Here is a 17,536-nt window from a genome sequence, read left to right as displayed (position 1 = left end):
TGCCTGTTGGCTGCCATCAGCCACTCTGCCTTAACGCGGATTTTCCGTATCCCAATCGGCAGTCATTACGCCACACGTTGCTTGCCGGCCTTGTCGCCAATCGCCTCGACCTTGCGCTGTTTTTCGTAAAGAAAGCGAAGCACGCTCTGGCGCAGGCGCTGATAAACCGGATCGTCCGCCAGCGCGACCCGTTCACGCGGTCTAGGCAGGTTGATATCCAACACTTCACCAATGGTGGCCGCCGGGCCATTGCTCATCATCACAATGCGATCAGACAGCAGTACCGCCTCGTCCACATCGTGGGTGATCATGATGACGGTGTTGTTCAGTTCGGCCTGAATCGCCATCAGGGCATCCTGCAAATGGGCTCGGGTCAGAGCATCCAATGCCCCGAACGGTTCATCCATCAGCAAGACTTTGGGCTGCATCGCCAGTGCCCGAGCAATACCGACCCGCTGTTTCATCCCGCCGGAAATTTCGTCCGGCCTTTTGTCATGGGCATGCTCCATCTGCACCAGTGTCAGGTAGTGCATCACCGCTTCCCGGATCGCCGCAGCGGGCTTGCCTTTACTAATCTGCTTCACCGCCAGCTCGACGTTCTGGTACACGGTCAGCCAGGGCAGCAGCGCATGGTTTTGAAATACCACCGCTCGCTCAGGTCCCGGCCCGTCGATTTCCCGCCCTTCGAGGATCACCCCGCCGTCTGTCGGCTCCAGCAGTCCAGCCACCAGATTCAGCACGGTCGATTTACCACACCCGGAATGGCCAATCAGAGAGATGAACTCGCCTTGGTTGATGGTGAAATTGACGTCTTTGAGTGCCACAAACTCACCGCCAGGCGTCGGAAAGCGCATTCCCAGATAACTGAGTAACAAATATTCGCGTGACATAGTGTTCTCCTTACTTCCGCTGCCTAACGCAGGCTGAGCTGTTTATTCCAGGAAAAATGGCGTTGCAGACTGAGCATGCCGCGATCCAGCAACAGCCCGATAAAACCGATGGTCACAACGGCGACCATGATGCGCCCGAGCGACGCCGAACTGCCGTTCTGGAATTCATCCCAGACGAATTTGCCAAGACCCGGGTTCTGGGCCAGCATTTCCGCTGCGATCAGCACCATCCAGGCCACCCCAAGCGACAGGCGCAGCCCGGTAAACACCATAGGTACCGCCGACGGCAGCACGATGGTACGGACATGCTGCCAGCGCGACAGCTTGAGCACCCGGCTGACGTTGTGGAGATCGTTATCAACACCGGTGACACCGACGGCGGTATTGATCAGGGTTGGCCAAAGGCTGCACATAGCGACGGTAAACAGGGAATTCAGAAACGATTTCGCCACCAGCGGATCATCACTGACATACACCGCGCTCACCACCATGGTGACAATCGGCAGCCAGGCCAGTGGTGAGACCGGTTTCAGCAGCTGGATCACCGGGTTGAACGCGGCATACAGCCCTTTGTTCAGACCGAGGATGATCCCCGCCGGGATAGCAATCACCGTGGCAAGCAGGAAACCGGCGGCGACGGTCAGCAAGCTGGTGCCAATCTGATCGAAAAATGTTGGTTTTCCGGTGTATTCGCGCACCCGGATTTCCGTCTGAGGATCCTGAGCCAGTCGCGCTGCGTTGCGCTTTTCCTGTCGTTCATAAAATGCGGCTTCCTGATCCCGCTCTCGCTGATGCTCTTCCACCAGCCCGCGGAATTGCTGCCAGGTCTGGATTGGCCCGGGTAACGTCCCGAGCGAGGTCTGAACCTGACTTGCCGCCAGATGCCAGACCAGTAAGAAAATCGCGATTCCCAGTAATGGCAGAGCGATCCCGCGGCTGTGCTGAATCATCCGCGCAGGTTTCGGCAATGCCGGAAGTGTAATGATTGACGCCATGATGAGTCTCCTTACAGTTTGTCGTTGCCTTTCAGCCCAATCGTGAATTGATCGAGATAGGCGTTCGGATAACGGCCATCAAAAGTGATCCGGTCGATAAAGCCCGTTTGCGGGTCGCGAAAACCATCTTCGGCGACAAAATCCGGAAAGTCTGCGGCTTTCATTTTGCCCTCATCAATCAGCGCCTCAGCGGCCTGACGGTAGATATCCGGTCGGTAGACTTTTTTCGCTATCGACATGTACCAGTCGTCAGGCTTAGCTTCGGGAATCTGTCCCCAGCGACGCATCTGCGTCAGAGTCCAGATCGCATCGCTGTAATAGGGATAAGTGGCGTGGTGACGAAAAAACACGTTGAAGTCGGGGGCCGGGCGCTTGTCGCCCTTTTCGTATTCGAAGGTGCCCGTCATGCTGTTAGCAATAACCTTGGCATCCGCTCCGACATACTGACTGCGGGCCAGCATTTTTACAGCGTCTGTCCGGTTAGCATTTTCCTGCTCGTCGAGCCAGTACGCGGCACGGATCAGCGCTTTCACCACCCGGATATGGGTATTCGGATTGGCTTCTGCCCAGGCCTTGCTGACTCCGAACACTTTTTCCGGATTATTCGGCCAGATGTCGTAATCAGTGATCACCGGTACCCCTATGCCTTTGAACACGGCCTGCTGATTCCATGGCTCTCCCACGCAGTACCCCTGAATGGTGGCGGCTTCCAACGTGGCGGGCATCTGCGGCGGCGGGGTAACACTTAGCAACACATCCGCCTGACGCTGGCCGCTGTTGTCACCCTGCTGCGGGGCGTAATAGCCGGGATGAATGCCACCGGCCGCCAGCCAGTAACGCAGTTCATAGTTATGGGTTGAGACCGGAAAGACCATGCCCATATTGAACGGCTTACCCTCAGCCTTATAAGCTTCAATCACCGGTTTGAGCACATCGGCTTTGACCGGATGATTGGGTTTGCCGTCTGCGGCTTTATCAATCTGCGGTTTAATCGCGTCCCAGACACTGTTGGCCACGGTGATGGCATTACCGTTCAGATCCATACTGAATGCCGTGATCACATCGGCTTTGGTACCGATGCCGATGGTCGCGCCAATCGGCTGACCAGCCAGCATGTGAGCACCATCCAGCTCACCATCAATCACCCGATCGAGCAGCACTTTCCAGTTCGCCTGCGCCTCCAGCGTGACGTACAGCCCTTCGTCTTCGAAATAGAAGTTCTCATAGGCCACCGCAAGTGGTGCCATGTCGGTCAACTTGATAAAGCCGAACTTCAGCTCGTCTTTTTCCGGTGGCCCTACCTTAGCCAGCACCGGCTGTGAAAACAGCCCGGCGCTGATCACACCGGCTAACATCCAGCCATTCACCTTTTCCATACCTTTTCCTCTTCCTTAGCTCGTTAATTCAAACCTGCTTCACCACTCACCCGCTAAAAGCTCAAATCCACCAACAGGTCAAACAACGTCACTGCAAACAAAAACGCCGCTTCCCCAGCGGGGGAAGCGGCGTCGCTTAATGTGTTTGAATTGTGTGTTGCCTGACTGAAATGATGCCTAGCTGAAACGGGGGCAGCCTGAAAAACTGCGTTTACCGGTCATGTTTTGCCAGTCAGTATTAATATTCCCAGCCTTCGCGTGTCCCACTCAGGAACCCTTCGGCTTACTATTGTTGACCGAGGGCCACCAAAATATTTTGCGCGATCTGACCCAGACTTTGATTGTTTTCCATCGCGGTTCGGCGTAACAGCTGATACGCCTCGGCCTCATCCAGCCCCTGTAATTTCATCAACAGTCCCTTGGCCTGCTCTACCCGTCGCCGCTCTTCCAGCCGCCGGGTGACGGTTGCCAGCTCTTTGACCAGCTGACATTGTACGGCTCTGACCTGCATGGCCCGTTCCACCCAAACACTCAGCGCCGTTGCCGAGTCGCCAGGCAGTAACACGTAGCCATTTGGCCGGGGAAGCCGATCTATGTCGTGATGATCCAGCTTGCGCACCATCACCACCAGCGGCCAGCGTTGCTCTCCCGCCTCTTCAACCAGCAGTCGCAGTTCCGCATCCGCCCGTGACCAGCTGAGCACCAACACGCTGTGTGGCAACTGGGTGAGCAGCGTCGGCAACTGGCTAAACCGGCAACCGATCACATTGTCGTACTCCACGGCCAGTTTACCGGTCAGCCTGGCCTGCTCCCGGGTGCAATCACTGCACACCAGTATATGTTTCGCTTCAGACTTCGCCATGAACCACCACTTATCCTGTCGGCCCTGACTCTTGGCCTTCACAGAGATCTAAGCAAGCAGTTCGCCACTTCCTCATACTGAGGCAAAAAACACCTCTTTAGGGGTAAGCTGGTGTTGTTTTGCTAACGTAACTGATTGATTTAAGCTTTCTCGCAAGGAGACAACGTCACCCACAATCAGCAACGCCGGAGATATCCCCTTCAGCTGTTGCCCCAGTTTGGTGAGATTGCCCAATGACGACACATGCACCTGCTCGTCCGGTGTGCTGCCTTTCACCACCACGGCCAACGGGGTGCTGCCCGGCAGCCCTCCCAACGTCAGACCGCTCTGGATCTCCTTAGCCTGCTCCAGCCCCATATAGAACACGATGGTCTGCCCGGCACCAATCAGCTGAGCCCAGGCAGGCAATGCGCCGGACACCACATGACCGGTAACCAGCGTGACCGAGCGGGAAACTTCCCGATGTGTCAGCGGAATGGATGCGGACGCAGCACAGCCGATAGCGGCCGTGATCCCGGGGATGAATTCAAACCTTATCCCGGCGGCGGACAACGCCAGCCCTTCTTCGCCGCCACGACCAAAAATCAGCGGATCACCGCCTTTCAGCCGCACCACATACCGTCCGCTGCGGGCTTTATCGATCAGAATCTGATTAATCGCCGTCTGCTGCAAACTTGGTTGTCCGCAACGCTTGCCGACATACACCCGTTCTGCAGCCGGGTTTGCCATTGCCAGAATCTCATCACTGACCAGCCGGTCATACACCAGCACATCCGCCTTTCGGATGGCCTGATAGGCTTTCAGGGTTAGCAGCTCAGGATCGCCGGGACCGGCACCGACCAAACTGACCATTGGATCTAAATGCCGCCCTTGGCCGGGCACTCTTTGTAACGAGTCAGCCGTGATTGCCGGGCTGGCTTCCTGCACCGTCACGGTAACGACAGTATCCCCGAGAGGCTTGCTTTCCATGCTCATGACTTCTCTCCTTCCGATTCTGATAATGGCTGATTATCCAGTGCCTGTTTGAGCAGTGCCTTGACTTCACTCAGGCACGCGCCGCAATTGGATCCACATTTAAGTTTCGCCTGCAGCCCGTTCAGACTGGCGATACCCTCCCGGCTGACAGCCTGCTGAATCTGCCGGTCGGTAACCCGAAAACAGCTGCACACCAACTGTGCTGGCACCTGCCCGGTCGCAGCCAGCGCCAGAAACGCACTCACCGAAAACGCTTTATCGAACAGGGCGGCATACGCTTGCGGCTCAGCCGTCAGCGGTCGGGCGCTAACCAGACACAGAGCGTTCAGTGTCTGCTCTGCCAGTAACAAGGCAGCCCAGCTCCTGTCACTCGTCTGCTTGTTCGCCGGGCTGTTTAAACATGATGGATTTGTCTCACTCGCCGGTTCAGCAAGATTACTGACACTTTGCCCAAGTCCGTCCAGTATCAGTATCTGATGCGAGCTGGCCTGAGAATAAGGGTTACGGTGGTGCGATCCGGCATACAGGCTCGCTTTGGTCAATGGCGAGCGACAGGCGAAGCGCCAGATGTTAGCGCTGAAGCCGGTCTGAAAACTGAGGAAATCCGTTTCAAATGGCGGTGGTTGCTCGCCAATCCACAAGCCATAACTAGCCACTTCAGGTACGGACAGGCTGATCTGTGCCGACTTAAATGCCGGTTGGCCGGATACCACATCCACAACCGGTGGCACCAGTTGGTTAACCCGGCTGGCAAAGCCGAAATCACCAGCCCAGTGCATTGACATATACAGCTGCCGCGCTGACAAACCCTCGTCATAGGCCAGCTTAGCGAGCACCGAGCTGTCATTCAGGTTCAGTTGAACCAGCTGTCCGGCATCGAGATAATACTGGCGGGCGCTCAGCGGATGCATGTACACCGTGGGCTCAGATTCATTCTCAGCCAGCCGGGCAATATGGCCGGTACGGGTCATGGTATGCCATTGATCCCGCTGCCGCCCGGTATTGAGCCACCAACTCTCCGAGCCAACGTTATTACCATTGCTGCTGGTGCTGACATCGCTGCTGTTGCTGATAATGCGCCCAAAAACCGATGTAGCATGCGCAGCACCCTCAACAGATACAGGTGGGACGTCAGACCGCACTGCCACCAAGTTGGCACGACCGCTTTGCGTCGGAAACTGCCCATCACTGAACAAATGACACTTCCGGCCCAACGGCCAGCGTTGTGGCTGCCAGCGGGCATAATCGTCATCGCTCAGTGTCGCCAGTTCGGAGAGGTCAAACTGCAACGAAGTGTCACGGTTGATGCCACTCAGTGCCGCAAATTCACGGAAAATGGCGGAAACGCCGGGAAAATCAAACCCTCTGAACCCCGCCCTCTTGGCCACTTCACAGATTGCCCACCAGTCCGGGCGAGCCTGTCCCGGTGCGGGCAAAAATGCCCGCTGGCGGGTCAGCATGCGCTCAGAATTTGTCACCATCCCTTCTTTCTCCCCCCAGCCCGCCGCCGGCAGCAAAATGTCCGCATACGCCGCGGTGTCAGCATCCGGTGAAATATCAGAAACCACCACACAGTCGCAGCGCTGCAGAGCCTCCACCACTTTTCGGCTGTCCGGCAGCGAGACCACCGGATTGGTTGCGATGACCCAGACAAACTTGATACGCCCGTCATACATGGCATCAAACAGATCGACCGCTTTCAGACCGGGACGCTCCGCCATGTTCGGCGCCTGCCAGAATGTCTGCACCGCTGCCACCGAATCCGGGTCAAAACCACGGTGCACTGCCAGCTGGTTGGCTAGCCCGCCTACCTCTCGCCCCCCCATCGCATTGGGCTGCCCGGTCAGCGAAAACGGTCCGGTGCCGGGCTTGCCGATCCGCCCCGTTGCCAGATGGCAGTTAATGATCGCATTGGCTTTATCCGTCCCCGAGGCAGACTGGTTCACGCCCTGACAGAACAGTGTCAGCGTATTGGGGTTATCCCGAAACAACCGATAAAAAGCCTCCAGGGTATCGCGGGTGATTCCCAGCGCATCGGCCGCCGCCGTGAGCTGATACACTTTGCGGTTAATCTCCTGCTCCAGCGCCGCCATACCTTCACAATGCTGAGCAATGAACGTCGTATCCAGCTGGTTTTGTTCATGCAGGTAACGCAACAAGCCGTTAAACAACAAGACATCGCCATCATTAGCAATAGGCAGGTGCAAATCAGCCTGCCTAGCGGTAATGGTCCGTCTTGGATCAATCACAACCAGGCGCAGCGCCGGGTTGCGTTCCCTTGCCTGCTGAATCCGGCGAAACAGCACTGGATGGGTCCAGGCCGTATTCGCGCCGACAATCACGATCAACGACGCTTTCGCAATATCATCGTAATGAACCGGCACCAGATCTTCGCCAAACGCACGCTGGTGCGCCGCAACCGCAGAGGACATACAGAGGCGGGAATTGGTGTCAATATTGGCTGAACCGACAAAGCCTTTCATCAGCTTGTTGGCCACGTAGTAATCTTCCGTCAGCAATTGCCCGGAAACATACATCGCGACGCTATCCGGGCCATGTTCGGCAATGGTCGAAGTCAGCTTTTCGGCAATGGTACTGATGGCCTGATCCCAACTGATGTTGTGGACATTTGCCTGCTGACGCAACCTCGGATACAGCAAACGGTTAGGTAGTGACAGACTCTCTTTCAGGGTGGCCCCTTTTACGCATAATGCCCCCTGATTTGCCGGGTGATTATCATTCCCACGGATCTCGGTACACCCGGCAGCACCGCGTAATCTCCCCTTATCCACGTCGATGTTAACCCCGCAGCCGACCCCGCAATAGGGACAGGCAGACTGAATCGTTAGCGGCGTTACCTGTTCCATGTTCTTCCCGCTCATAACCACTCCTTTGACGCAACCAACAGGCAAAAAAAAGCCACACCCCGTAAAGGGCGTGGCCGCATTGCCTGAAAATCATAACCTGAGATTGTATGTACTTTATGCAAGTGACTTCATTACTGAACGCATGACATCGTTAAACGAAATAGTGGTTAAACGAAAGACATGGTTAAAGTTAATGTTTCATTCGCCTGATTGACAATGCATGATTCAAGCCAACATCCGCCATTAAGAGGCCATCAGGCATTCTCACCGTCCTCCCAGCGCTGCTGCCACCAGCACCCATCGGTTGTCGAAAACAGTTACGTGCCAGCAGCAAGCGCTTCAAGTCGGGGGGACATGAGGCCAACGAGGCGGGATAGAAGTGCGATTGGTGGATCCCTGCTCACCAAAGCTGAGCAAGCTTGCCCTGTTTTGGTGATGGTGAAGGTGAAAAAACATACACAGGACACCCCTTCGATTCCAATTGCCTCGGAACTCACGTCCGGAATTACAGTCAGTAAAGTTACGTTCTCTTTATTACCTCACAAAAATCGCAACAAATGCGTAGCACACTATGGTAATTAGACCGTCACACTTCATAATATGAAATCTGTTTTTTATTCCAAACAGACACAAAGCCATAAAGGATAGGTATCGAATATGACATGGCAATTATCTGAGCTTCATACTCTCCTGAGTGAACACGAAGGATGGCAGGTTGAAGCCAACGAGCAAACTCTGATTATCCGCAACGAAGACAACATTGAAGCGTTTCTGGCCATTGCCGGTGAACAGATTCTGGTTGAAGTCCTGCTGTTTGCCCAGCATCAGGTCAAAGACGTTGCGGCTTTGAACGAAGAGATCCTGCGTACTCACAAGCTGTTCCCACTCTCGACCATCGGGATTAACGAGATTGATCACACCAGCTATTACGTCGCATTTGGTTCTTTGTCTTCACAGTCAAAAGCCGAAAGTGTAGTGATTGAAGTGGCGACCTTGTTCCGCAACGTCGAAGCTTTCATTGAACTTTATCAGGATCACTTGCAGGAGATCGCATAATGAGCGTTTGGAAAAAACTGTTCTCGGCCCTTAAAGGCGGTGTCAACGAAACAGCCGAAGCGGTCGCAGACAGTCAGGCACTGCGAATTCTGGATCAGGAAATTCGTGAAGCGAAAAACGAGCTGCGCCGCTCTGATGAAGCATTAGTCGGCATCGTGGCCAAACGTAAGTTGTCTCAGCAAAAGGTCGACAGCTTCAGCAAAGGTATTGAAGAGTATGAAGGCCATGCCCGTTCTGCCATGGAAAAAGGCCAGCAGGATCTGGCGCTGGAATGTGCCCAGAAGGTTGCAAACCTGCGCAATGAACAGCAAGCTGAACAGATTTACCTGGATCAATTTGTCGCCTCTGAGCAGAAAATGCGCTCTAACATCAGCCAGGCAAAAGACAAATTGCGTCAGCTTGAGCAACAGGTTGATGTGGTGAAAGCCAACGAAGCCGTGCAAAAAGCTCAGTCTGCTGTTTCAGCCACCAATGTCGGTGCTAACACCAAAATGCACACGGCAGTCGAATCACTGGAACGCATCAAACAGCGTCAGGCTGAGAAAGCCGCCCAGTTGGAAGCCGCGGCAGAAATGGCCGAAGCCCAGTCAGGCAGCAGCCTGGACAAGAAGCTGGCTGATGCGGGGATTACTTCAGGCAAATCGGCCTCTGCGGAAGACGAGCTGAAACGTATCCTCGGCCAGTAACAGACCATTAAGGAGGAACAATGTCTCTGTGGCTTGTGTTCCGTCGCTGGGCTGCGTCCCAGTTTCACGCCCTGAGTGGTCGAAACCTCCTGCTGATGATCCTTGGCTACACCGTAGTCAGTTATCTCCTGCTCACCCTTGCCGGTGAGCAGGCGCTTGTCTCGCCTGTAACCGATTACCTGTACTATTTGGTCGTCACAGCGTCCACAGTCGGTTACGGTGACATGTCTCCGTCGACAACGGCCGGAAAATGGATTGTCATGCTGGTTGTGATACCAGGCGGCTTGGGTCTGTTTGCTCTGACTCTCGGTCGGGTAGCCAGTGTCCTCATTGAATATTGGAAACAAGGCCAGTTAGGCAGAAGGAAAGTAACGGTGAATAACCACATTCTGCTGCTGGGGTGGAACGAGCAGCGCACCCTGCACCTAATTAAAATGCTGCAATACGAAGAGAAAGGCCACCGAGCGATTGTCTTGTGTGTACGTGCCGATATTGAAAACCCGCTGCCGGGTGAAATCGAGTTTGTCCGTGTGCCAAGCTTTACCGACAGCGATGGCATGGCGCGTGCCGGCGTTGACACCGCCAGTTGCATTCTGATCGATAACCCGGAAGACGACATCACTCTGTCGGCCGCCTTATTCTGTGCCAACCGCAATCCGCAGGCGCATCTGCTGGCTTATTTCAACGACGAATCGCTCAGCGTGCTGCTGAAACACCACTGTCCGAATGCGGAGTGCATTCCGTCTGTGGCAGTCGAGATGCTGGCAAAATCGGCAATCGATCCGGGATCCAGTGAACTGCATCATGAGCTGCTCAGCACCCACAAGGGAATGACGCAGTATTCCGTTCACTATCCCGAGAACGAGCCGGCCACTACAGTGGGTGCCCTGTTCGGCATCTTTAAAACCGATTACGACGCGATTCTTATCGCCGTGGACAGTGGTCAGGGTGTGGCGCTGAATCCGTCACTGGATATTTCTGTACCTCCAGGTGCAAAAATCTTTTATATCGCTGACGAGCGGGTTGAGCATTTCAACTGGTCTCGCATTACAGCGAGTTCATGACCGACCGGAGTCGTTATGTTTGACTGGTTTAAAAAGAAAAAAGCCCCTGAAGCCCAACCGGACCCTAGTCCGGAGATCATGGGACTTCGCCTGGGTGGCGCTTTCGAACTGGATGATCTCAAGCTCAAGCTGATTGAGCCTCAACTCATTATCGAAGGTGCCTCGCGCACTCAGCTGATCAAGGCGGTTGGGGAAGTCCGGCTGGATGCACAAACCCGGCTGTTGCGCTACTACACCGATGACGACGGCTTCATTCAGGTGCTGACGCATGGTGATAGCGAGGCTGATATCAGTGAAGTGAAACTGTATTACTTCTATGAATCTCGCCCGATTGATTCGCCGTCCCAGTGGCAGTCGATGCTGGATAACCAGATTGTCCAGTCGCACTGGGAGCTGGAAGGCCATCGTTTTGACAAAGTGTGGGAAAATACCCGCCCAGTGGCCATGACGGAAAAAACCTGGCTGGAAAACGGTACTGTCTCGGAAACCGATCAATTTGTAATGGTCTACGAGCGGGACACCGGTGACGGGCAGTTTGAATCCCTGATGGTTGCCGGAGAAGAGAAAATCTACCGCAATCAGGCTGAACGTTGCCTCGCGCTGAGCACCGGTTTCGACCTGTCTCCGACCGACTTCCGATTAATCGGATAATTTGTCAATGACACCACTTAATCAACTTAACCAAATGGAATCCACATGGAAGTAATTGCTCAATCTCTTGCTGGCCTTGGCTCATTTCTGCTGTATTTTTCACTGTCTCTGGTGTTCTTGCTGCTGTTTAAATTCGTCTATGTTCGCTTCACCCCGCATGACGAATGGAAACTGGTAAAAGAAGAACAGAACATCGCGGCGGCGATTGGTCTGTCAGGTTCGATCATCGGCTACTGTCTGGCTATTGCTGGTGCTGCCAGTAACTCCGTGGGTCTCATCGACTTTGCGCTATGGGGTATTGTGGCACTGCTGGCACAAATGCTGGCTTTCTGGATTCTGCGCTTTGGCTTCATGCCACGTATCGTTGAACGTATCGAAGCGGGTGAAATTCCGGCCGGTATCATGATGGCGGCAACATCGGTTTCAGTCGGTCTGCTCAATGCAGCGTGCATGACCTACTAAGGGGGCTGACATGAAACGCAGTAAAAATGTCGTACTGGCCAGTATGCGCAAAAACTGGCGTCCAGCCAGTGCCGTGCCGGTTACCGTCGCTTTTGCCAGCTTCGCGCTGTCAGGCTGCAGTGACAACGGCCAGGAAGCAACCATCTACGAAACGCTGAAAGATTGTGAAAGTGACAATCCGAGTTATACCCAAGAGTGTAAAGCGGCCTACCAGAATGCACTGGACGAAGCCGCCCGCACCGCGCCGAAATACAACAGCCGGTATGACTGTGAATCAGAATTTGGGGCCAATGCCTGCGTGCAGTCCCAGAGCAACAACTGGTTTATGCCTGCAATGGCAGGGTTCATGTTTGGCCGAATGATGGACCGGGACCGCGGGTATTACTCACAACCCATGTTCTCGTCCTACTACCCGGGCAGCACTTTCTACAACCGCTGGACGACGGCAGACGGTTATGACTACGGCAATAGCCGTTATAAAAAGTCCAAGGTAATCGTCAGCCGCGACCATATGAAACCAAAACCCACGGTTACCCGTACAATTTCCCGTGGTGGCTTTGGCTCAACTGTCGCCGCAAAATCCAGCTGGAGCAGCAGTAGCCGCTCTTCAGGGAGCTGGGGCGGATAACGCGTTACGGTCAGCACCCCGGAGTGGCATTACGCCGCCCCCAACGACCTTTAAGCCAGCCGGTTCAACCGGCTGGTTTTTTTATACCTTTTTACACCTTACCTGTGTGCCATCCCCCGGCAGATGAATACATCGCTGCATAATATTCCTTATCGCGCCCAACACCGCATAAACAATCAATTCAAAAACATAATTTTCACAGCATAAACTTCTTTCGAATTACAACAAAAGAGATTAATTCTCATTTTCAATGTTTACCTATCCAGTTGATAATTTGACCTTATCGCCAAGATTTGAACGTATTTTATAAACTTACTCCATTTTCGTTCGCCTCTGAACTATATGTAAGCCGTTGCTTAGCGAGCACTATTTCGCTATCCGAGCAACAAACACACATTTATAAAATGAAAAATATATTCAACAAAAAAGGATAAAATCACATGCAAAGGACACACACCCTAGGTTGGCTGGGATGTTCACTATCAGCAGTGGCGATGGCTGTCAGTATGAGTACGGCGGCACAGGCGGATGAACTGGCGAATTTTGGCAAACCGGATATGCCGGTGAAATACATTGTCAAATTCAAAGATCAGCCTGAGACGGGATTATTCAGTTTCCGCTCACTCTTTTCCGGTCCTCGGGTTGCAGGCGAAGCACTACTGACACGCCATAAAGCCAAAGGCATTGAAAAGATTGGTTCTCATCCCGCGTACAGTGCCGAACTGGATTCTCAGTCAGTGGCCGAACTACGCAACAATCCGGATGTGGAATACGTCGAAGTCGATCCACCTCGTTACCTGCTGAGTGAAACCCTGCCTTGGGGCCAGACGTTTGTCGGCGCGACGCAACTGGATGATTCAATGACCGGTAACCGTACCGTCTGTATTATCGATTCGGGTTACGATCTGGCGCATAACGACCTGAGCGGCAACAGAGTGAACGGTACCAACGACAGCGGTACCGGCAGCTGGTCAGTACCGGGCAACAACAACGCACACGGTACGCACGTTGCGGGCACGATTGCCGCCATTTCTAACAATGAAGGCGTGGTGGGGGTAATGCCTAACCAGAACGTGAACCTGCACATCGTGAAAGTGTTCAATGAATCCGGCTGGGGGTATTCATCAGGGCTGGTGAAAGCCATCGACACCTGTGTGAACAATGGCGCTAACGTGATCAACATGAGCCTCGGGGGCAGCCAGTCGAGCCGCACCGAAGAAAATGCACTGGCCAACCATTACAACAACGGCGTCCTGCTGATTGCAGCAGCGGGTAACGATGGCAATACCGCACACAGCTACCCAGCTTCATACGATTCTGTCGTGTCTGTTGCCGCCGTGGATAACCAGGAGCATCACGCTGACTTCTCTCAGGCCACAAACCAGGTTGAAATCGCGGCACCGGGTGAAGCCATTCTGTCGACGGTCACACTGGGTGAAGGCCGTCTGGCGAATATCACTCTGAACGGTCAAAGCCTTTTCGACCGCGGCATTGTGCCACATAACCGCCTGGTTAACCGTGGCGGCTCATTTGTCCCTGAACCGGTTCCGGGCAGTGTGACAGCACCGCTGGCCGTGTGTGACACCAGCAATGGCAATTTCAACTGTGGCGATATGACGGGCAAGATCTGTCTGACCGAACGTATCGGCAACCAGAGCTCTGGCGTCTATCCGGAAGTTGATGCCGTTGCCGCCTGTTACAACGCCGGCGCATCAGCCGCTGTCGTATACAGTAACAATGAGCTGGCAGGCTTGCAGAACCCATTCCTGGTTGACCGCTACGACAGCTACAACATGATCTCCGTTTCGGTAGACCGCGCGCTGGGTCTCGAACTGGCGAACCAGGCTGGCCAGCAGCTGACAGTTTCCAGTACGATCAATGAAGACTACGAGTACTACAATGGGACATCCATGGCGACGCCACACGTTACTGGTGTTGCAGCCCTGGTGTGGAGTTACCACCCTCAATGTACAGCCCAGCAGGTGCGTCAGGCGCTGCGCGCCACGGCGAAAGACATCGACGTTGCCGGTCGTGATGACCGTACCGGTCATGGTCTGATCAATGCGGTAGCAGCGAAAGAGTACCTGGATGCAGGCTGTAACGGTCCGGACGGCGGCCAGACCGGAACCGGTATGGATTACGAAAATACCCAGTCTGTCAGCATTCCTGATAACCAGACGACAGGTATCACCAGCACGCTGGCTGTCAGCCATCAGGGCGATGCCGGTGTCGTGACCGTTGATCTGAACATCACACACACTTACATTGGTGACTTGAATGTGACACTGCTCGCGCCAAACGGTGACTATGTGGTACTGCACAGCAACAGCGGCGGCTCAACCAACAATATCGTGCAATCTTACCAGGCTGACTTCAGCGGCGTAGAAGCCAACGGTACCTGGCAGTTGAAAGTTTACGATAATGCCCGTCGTGACACTGGCACCCTGAACAGCTGGGGTCTTCATTTTAACTAATCAGGGGAATCACTATGATGCACCGAATCCCGACACTGTGCGTTCCGCTTGCGATGGTAATGCTCAGCGCCAGTTGCTCTGCTGATGAGAGCCTGCCGCAAAACGAGCAGCCACAACCAGTTGCCCCGGTTTCTGTCCCAGCGATGGGGCAGATCAAAGTGGGGCCGGTTCAACACCCTGTGGTCACGGGTAATACCGAAGACAGCCACGGGACAGGCAGCTTCTACGTGAAATATCTGCCGACACAGGAAGCCAGTGCGAAAGCGCTGGTTACCCGAGCAGGAGGAGAAATCACCGAGGTCATGGCTGATCATCAGGTTCTGGTGGTCACTATCGATTCTCAGGGACTCGCCAAACTGGAAGCCCACACGGCAGAAAATCAGGCGGCAATTGAGTACATTGAACCCAACCCGGTTCGCCAGCTGTACTCACCCTAGCGACTGACGGTGAGCACCGGCTAAGACCGGAGAACGGGATTCGGCACCCTGAGCGATCCCCGGCTAAGATGACATGAGTAAAAAACTCATCACCAAAGAGAGGCATTCGCCTCTCTTTTTTTGTTTGCCGCTTACGCCTGTATATTCCAACGATATGTTTCGTCTGCGTACTCAGGCCATATGGGCCGTTGCTGCTCCGCCCACTTGCCCATTCGTCCTTTTAACCTTTTGTCCTCCCTATCCAGCTCATCTAAAGGCAACCCATCACGATCACCAACCGGAGATTCTGCCCCAGAGATCGCTCAAACGCAGTGATCACAAAAACACAGTGATCGAAAAAACAGTGATCGAACGATGCAGCCCGCACGTATGTATTGCTGTGACTCGTTCACTTTGTCTGATTTTCTACTTAAGTTTCTAACCTAAGCCAGCCTGCACATGTGTGCAGGCCTTTTTTTCGATCGGTGTTTTCTCCTTGGGTTTTACTCTGAGCCAGTGCTATCCGGCTGTGTCATCAAGGTAAAGGGGGTGCCAAACATTGGATTGGTCAGGAAATTCTCATCCGTCAGGGCATTCATAAAGGCGACCAGCGCATCCTTTTCTTCCTGCGTCAGCTCCATCCTAACGGGTGGGCCGCCGACCTGCCCGTTCGTCGTAAGAATCGGACTCAGACTTGGATGGCGCTGAATCCCGCTGTTGTAAAACTCCACTACGTCATCCAGAGTCGCAAAACGGCCATCGTGCATATAAGGTGCCCCCACACCGATATTGCGCAGCGACGGCGATTTGAAGAAACCGTTCCCCGCCCCCTGATCGGCACTGGTGTTCGCGTCCAGTCCATTAACATGTGCCTGATCCATGGTGTGCGCCGAGGTTTGATGGCAGGAAATGCAGCCCAGGGATTCACGTTCTGAGCCAGGGAAACCCGAGAACAGCTTCAGTCCCAACATTTCCTGCTCGGTAAATACCGAGGCAAAATTTGGGTTATTCCATTCTCCGGCAGCAAATGCTTGATCATATTTGGACTCATAACTCACCATACTGCGGATAAACTGCGCCATTGCTTTAGAAATCCGCTCGCTGGTAATGGCCTCATCGCCGAACGCCTGAGTAAAAAGATCAGCATAAAAACTGGTTTCACCGAGTTTGGTTTCCAGATCAAACAGGTTCATGCCCATTTCAATCCCGTCCTGAATCGGCATCAGCACCTGATCCTCAAGCGTACGGGCACGTTCATCCCAGAAAAATTTCCGGTTCTGATAATACGTCGCATTGGTCAGGCTCATGGAATGGCGACCGGTTTTTCCGCCGTCGAAGCCGTCACTCAATACTTTCGGATCGGTAAAACCGTGTTCCTGAATGTGGCAAGATGCGCACGACACACTGTTATTTTTCGACAACCGAACATCGTAAAACAGCACCCGCCCCAGATTCGCTGCCGGATTGGTGACCTTGTTGTCAAACGGTGTGTTGTCCTGTGAAGCCACATCCCCAAACGGTGACGAGATACGTGTGTAGTACTGAGGCTGGGCGGCCAGATAAGCCACATAATCGTGAGTGACTGACACGTCCGGCAGCGGCAGGCCATCAATATCCAGTTTCGGCACTGGTGGCGGAGGCGGATCTTCTGGCACAGGCTCTTCGGTGGTGGGAGGTGTCGTCGGAGGCGGATTTTCAGTCGCAGGCGGTGCCGTCGGGTCGCCGGTTCCGTCTGGATTATTATCAGGCGTCGACGTGTCATTGTTGACAGGTTCTTCGACACTACCGGTGTTATTTGCCAGGTTAAGCTCATCACCGGAATCATCGCGGCAAGCGGTGACAGTCGCTAATAACACGACCGCCCAGATATAACGAGAGGCATTCATGCAGACACTCCATCCTAGCCCAATGGGTATATCACTCTCAGCAGCAAATTCTTAGTATTCTGCCTATATCATCAACATTAGTGGGGATAAGCATGTCTTGATTCTGACATGTGAGAAAAATGCCTATATGGCAAGTAGTTAACAAAAGCGTGATGGATGGGAAATGGCTAAAAATAAAAATATCGATAGCTAAAGATACAAGAAGGTGCTCTCAAAGTGCGCAAGGTGCCACTCGAATACGGTGAAAG

The 17,536-nt window shown here is 53.9% G+C and carries 15 protein-coding genes; 8 read left to right on the top strand and 7 right to left on the bottom strand.

Translation table 11 applies throughout. The features are described from left to right. Positions 1-65: 65 nt before the first annotated feature. From C9I92_RS07290 to C9I92_RS07265, 6 genes are all read right to left on the bottom strand, one after another. Positions 66-890, bottom strand: a complete 825-nt coding sequence (locus C9I92_RS07290; protein WP_047884896.1) for an ABC transporter ATP-binding protein — start codon at positions 888-890, stop codon at positions 66-68. Positions 891-913: 23 nt separating this feature from the next. Then, the gene (locus C9I92_RS07285) at positions 914-1,840 is read right to left on the bottom strand and encodes an ABC transporter permease (protein WP_415722080.1); all 927 of its coding nucleotides are present in this window, start codon (positions 1,838-1,840) and stop codon (positions 914-916) included. Positions 1,841-1,896: 56 nt separating this feature from the next. Then, a complete protein-coding gene (locus tag C9I92_RS07280; protein ID WP_242551990.1) occupies positions 1,897-3,240 on the bottom strand; it encodes a CmpA/NrtA family ABC transporter substrate-binding protein in 1,344 nt (447 codons plus the stop codon). Positions 3,241-3,547: 307 nt separating this feature from the next. Next, the gene (locus C9I92_RS07275; RefSeq protein WP_047884899.1) at positions 3,548-4,123 is read right to left on the bottom strand and encodes an ANTAR domain-containing protein; all 576 of its coding nucleotides are present in this window, start codon (positions 4,121-4,123) and stop codon (positions 3,548-3,550) included. 72 nt (positions 4,124-4,195) lie between these two features. Beyond that, a complete protein-coding gene (gene cobA / locus C9I92_RS07270) occupies positions 4,196-5,098 on the bottom strand; it encodes a uroporphyrinogen-III C-methyltransferase (RefSeq protein WP_053061794.1) in 903 nt (300 codons plus the stop codon). Beyond that, the gene (locus tag C9I92_RS07265; RefSeq protein ID WP_242551936.1) at positions 5,095-7,980 is read right to left on the bottom strand and encodes a nitrate reductase; all 2,886 of its coding nucleotides are present in this window, start codon (positions 7,978-7,980) and stop codon (positions 5,095-5,097) included. Before C9I92_RS07265 ends, cobA begins: the two co-directional genes overlap by 4 nt. A gap of 642 nt (positions 7,981-8,622) precedes the next feature. Between C9I92_RS07265 and C9I92_RS07260 the strand changes: the two genes are divergently transcribed. The 8 genes from C9I92_RS07260 (at position 8,623) to C9I92_RS07225 (ending at position 15,423) form a co-directional block, all read left to right on the top strand. Then, positions 8,623-9,021: a DUF2170 family protein gene (locus C9I92_RS07260; protein WP_047884900.1), complete on the top strand. Its 399-nt coding sequence runs from the start codon at positions 8,623-8,625 to the stop codon at positions 9,019-9,021. Further along, on the top strand, positions 9,021-9,707 hold the full coding sequence (locus tag C9I92_RS07255; RefSeq protein WP_047884901.1) for a PspA/IM30 family protein: 687 nt from the start codon (positions 9,021-9,023) through the stop codon (positions 9,705-9,707). The genes C9I92_RS07260 and C9I92_RS07255 overlap by 1 nt, the downstream gene beginning before the upstream one ends. Positions 9,708-9,727: 20 nt before the next feature. Next, the gene (locus tag C9I92_RS07250) at positions 9,728-10,771 is read left to right on the top strand and encodes a potassium channel family protein (protein ID WP_047884902.1); all 1,044 of its coding nucleotides are present in this window, start codon (positions 9,728-9,730) and stop codon (positions 10,769-10,771) included. Positions 10,772-10,786: 15 nt separating this feature from the next. Beyond that, entirely contained in the window at positions 10,787-11,422 is a 636-nt protein-coding gene (locus tag C9I92_RS07245; protein WP_047884903.1) for a YjfK family protein, read from the top strand. Between the two features lie 45 nt (positions 11,423-11,467). Next, positions 11,468-11,884, top strand: coding sequence for a DUF350 domain-containing protein (locus tag C9I92_RS07240; protein WP_047884904.1), 417 nt, complete (start codon positions 11,468-11,470; stop codon positions 11,882-11,884). 10 nt (positions 11,885-11,894) lie between these two features. Continuing rightward, positions 11,895-12,512 carry a DUF1190 family protein gene (locus C9I92_RS07235; RefSeq protein ID WP_047884905.1) on the top strand — a complete coding sequence of 206 codons (618 nt, stop codon included), beginning with the start codon at positions 11,895-11,897 and terminating at the stop codon, positions 12,510-12,512. Between the two features lie 440 nt (positions 12,513-12,952). Then, the gene (locus tag C9I92_RS07230; RefSeq protein WP_047884906.1) at positions 12,953-14,986 is read left to right on the top strand and encodes a S8 family serine peptidase; all 2,034 of its coding nucleotides are present in this window, start codon (positions 12,953-12,955) and stop codon (positions 14,984-14,986) included. Between the two features lie 14 nt (positions 14,987-15,000). Continuing rightward, entirely contained in the window at positions 15,001-15,423 is a 423-nt protein-coding gene (locus tag C9I92_RS07225; protein ID WP_047884907.1) for a S8 family serine peptidase, read from the top strand. A 482-nt stretch (positions 15,424-15,905) separates the two neighbouring features. On the opposite strand, the gene C9I92_RS07220 is transcribed toward C9I92_RS07225, so the two are convergent. Beyond that, positions 15,906-17,288, bottom strand: coding sequence for a cytochrome-c peroxidase (locus C9I92_RS07220; protein WP_053061795.1), 1,383 nt, complete (start codon positions 17,286-17,288; stop codon positions 15,906-15,908). Positions 17,289-17,536 lie beyond the last annotated feature (248 nt).

Source organism: Photobacterium ganghwense, from assembly GCF_003025595.1.
Taxonomy (GTDB): domain Bacteria; phylum Pseudomonadota; class Gammaproteobacteria; order Enterobacterales; family Vibrionaceae; genus Photobacterium; species Photobacterium ganghwense.
Note: the sequence above shows the minus strand (reverse complement) of the source record. Positions and strands in the feature narration are given on the sequence as shown.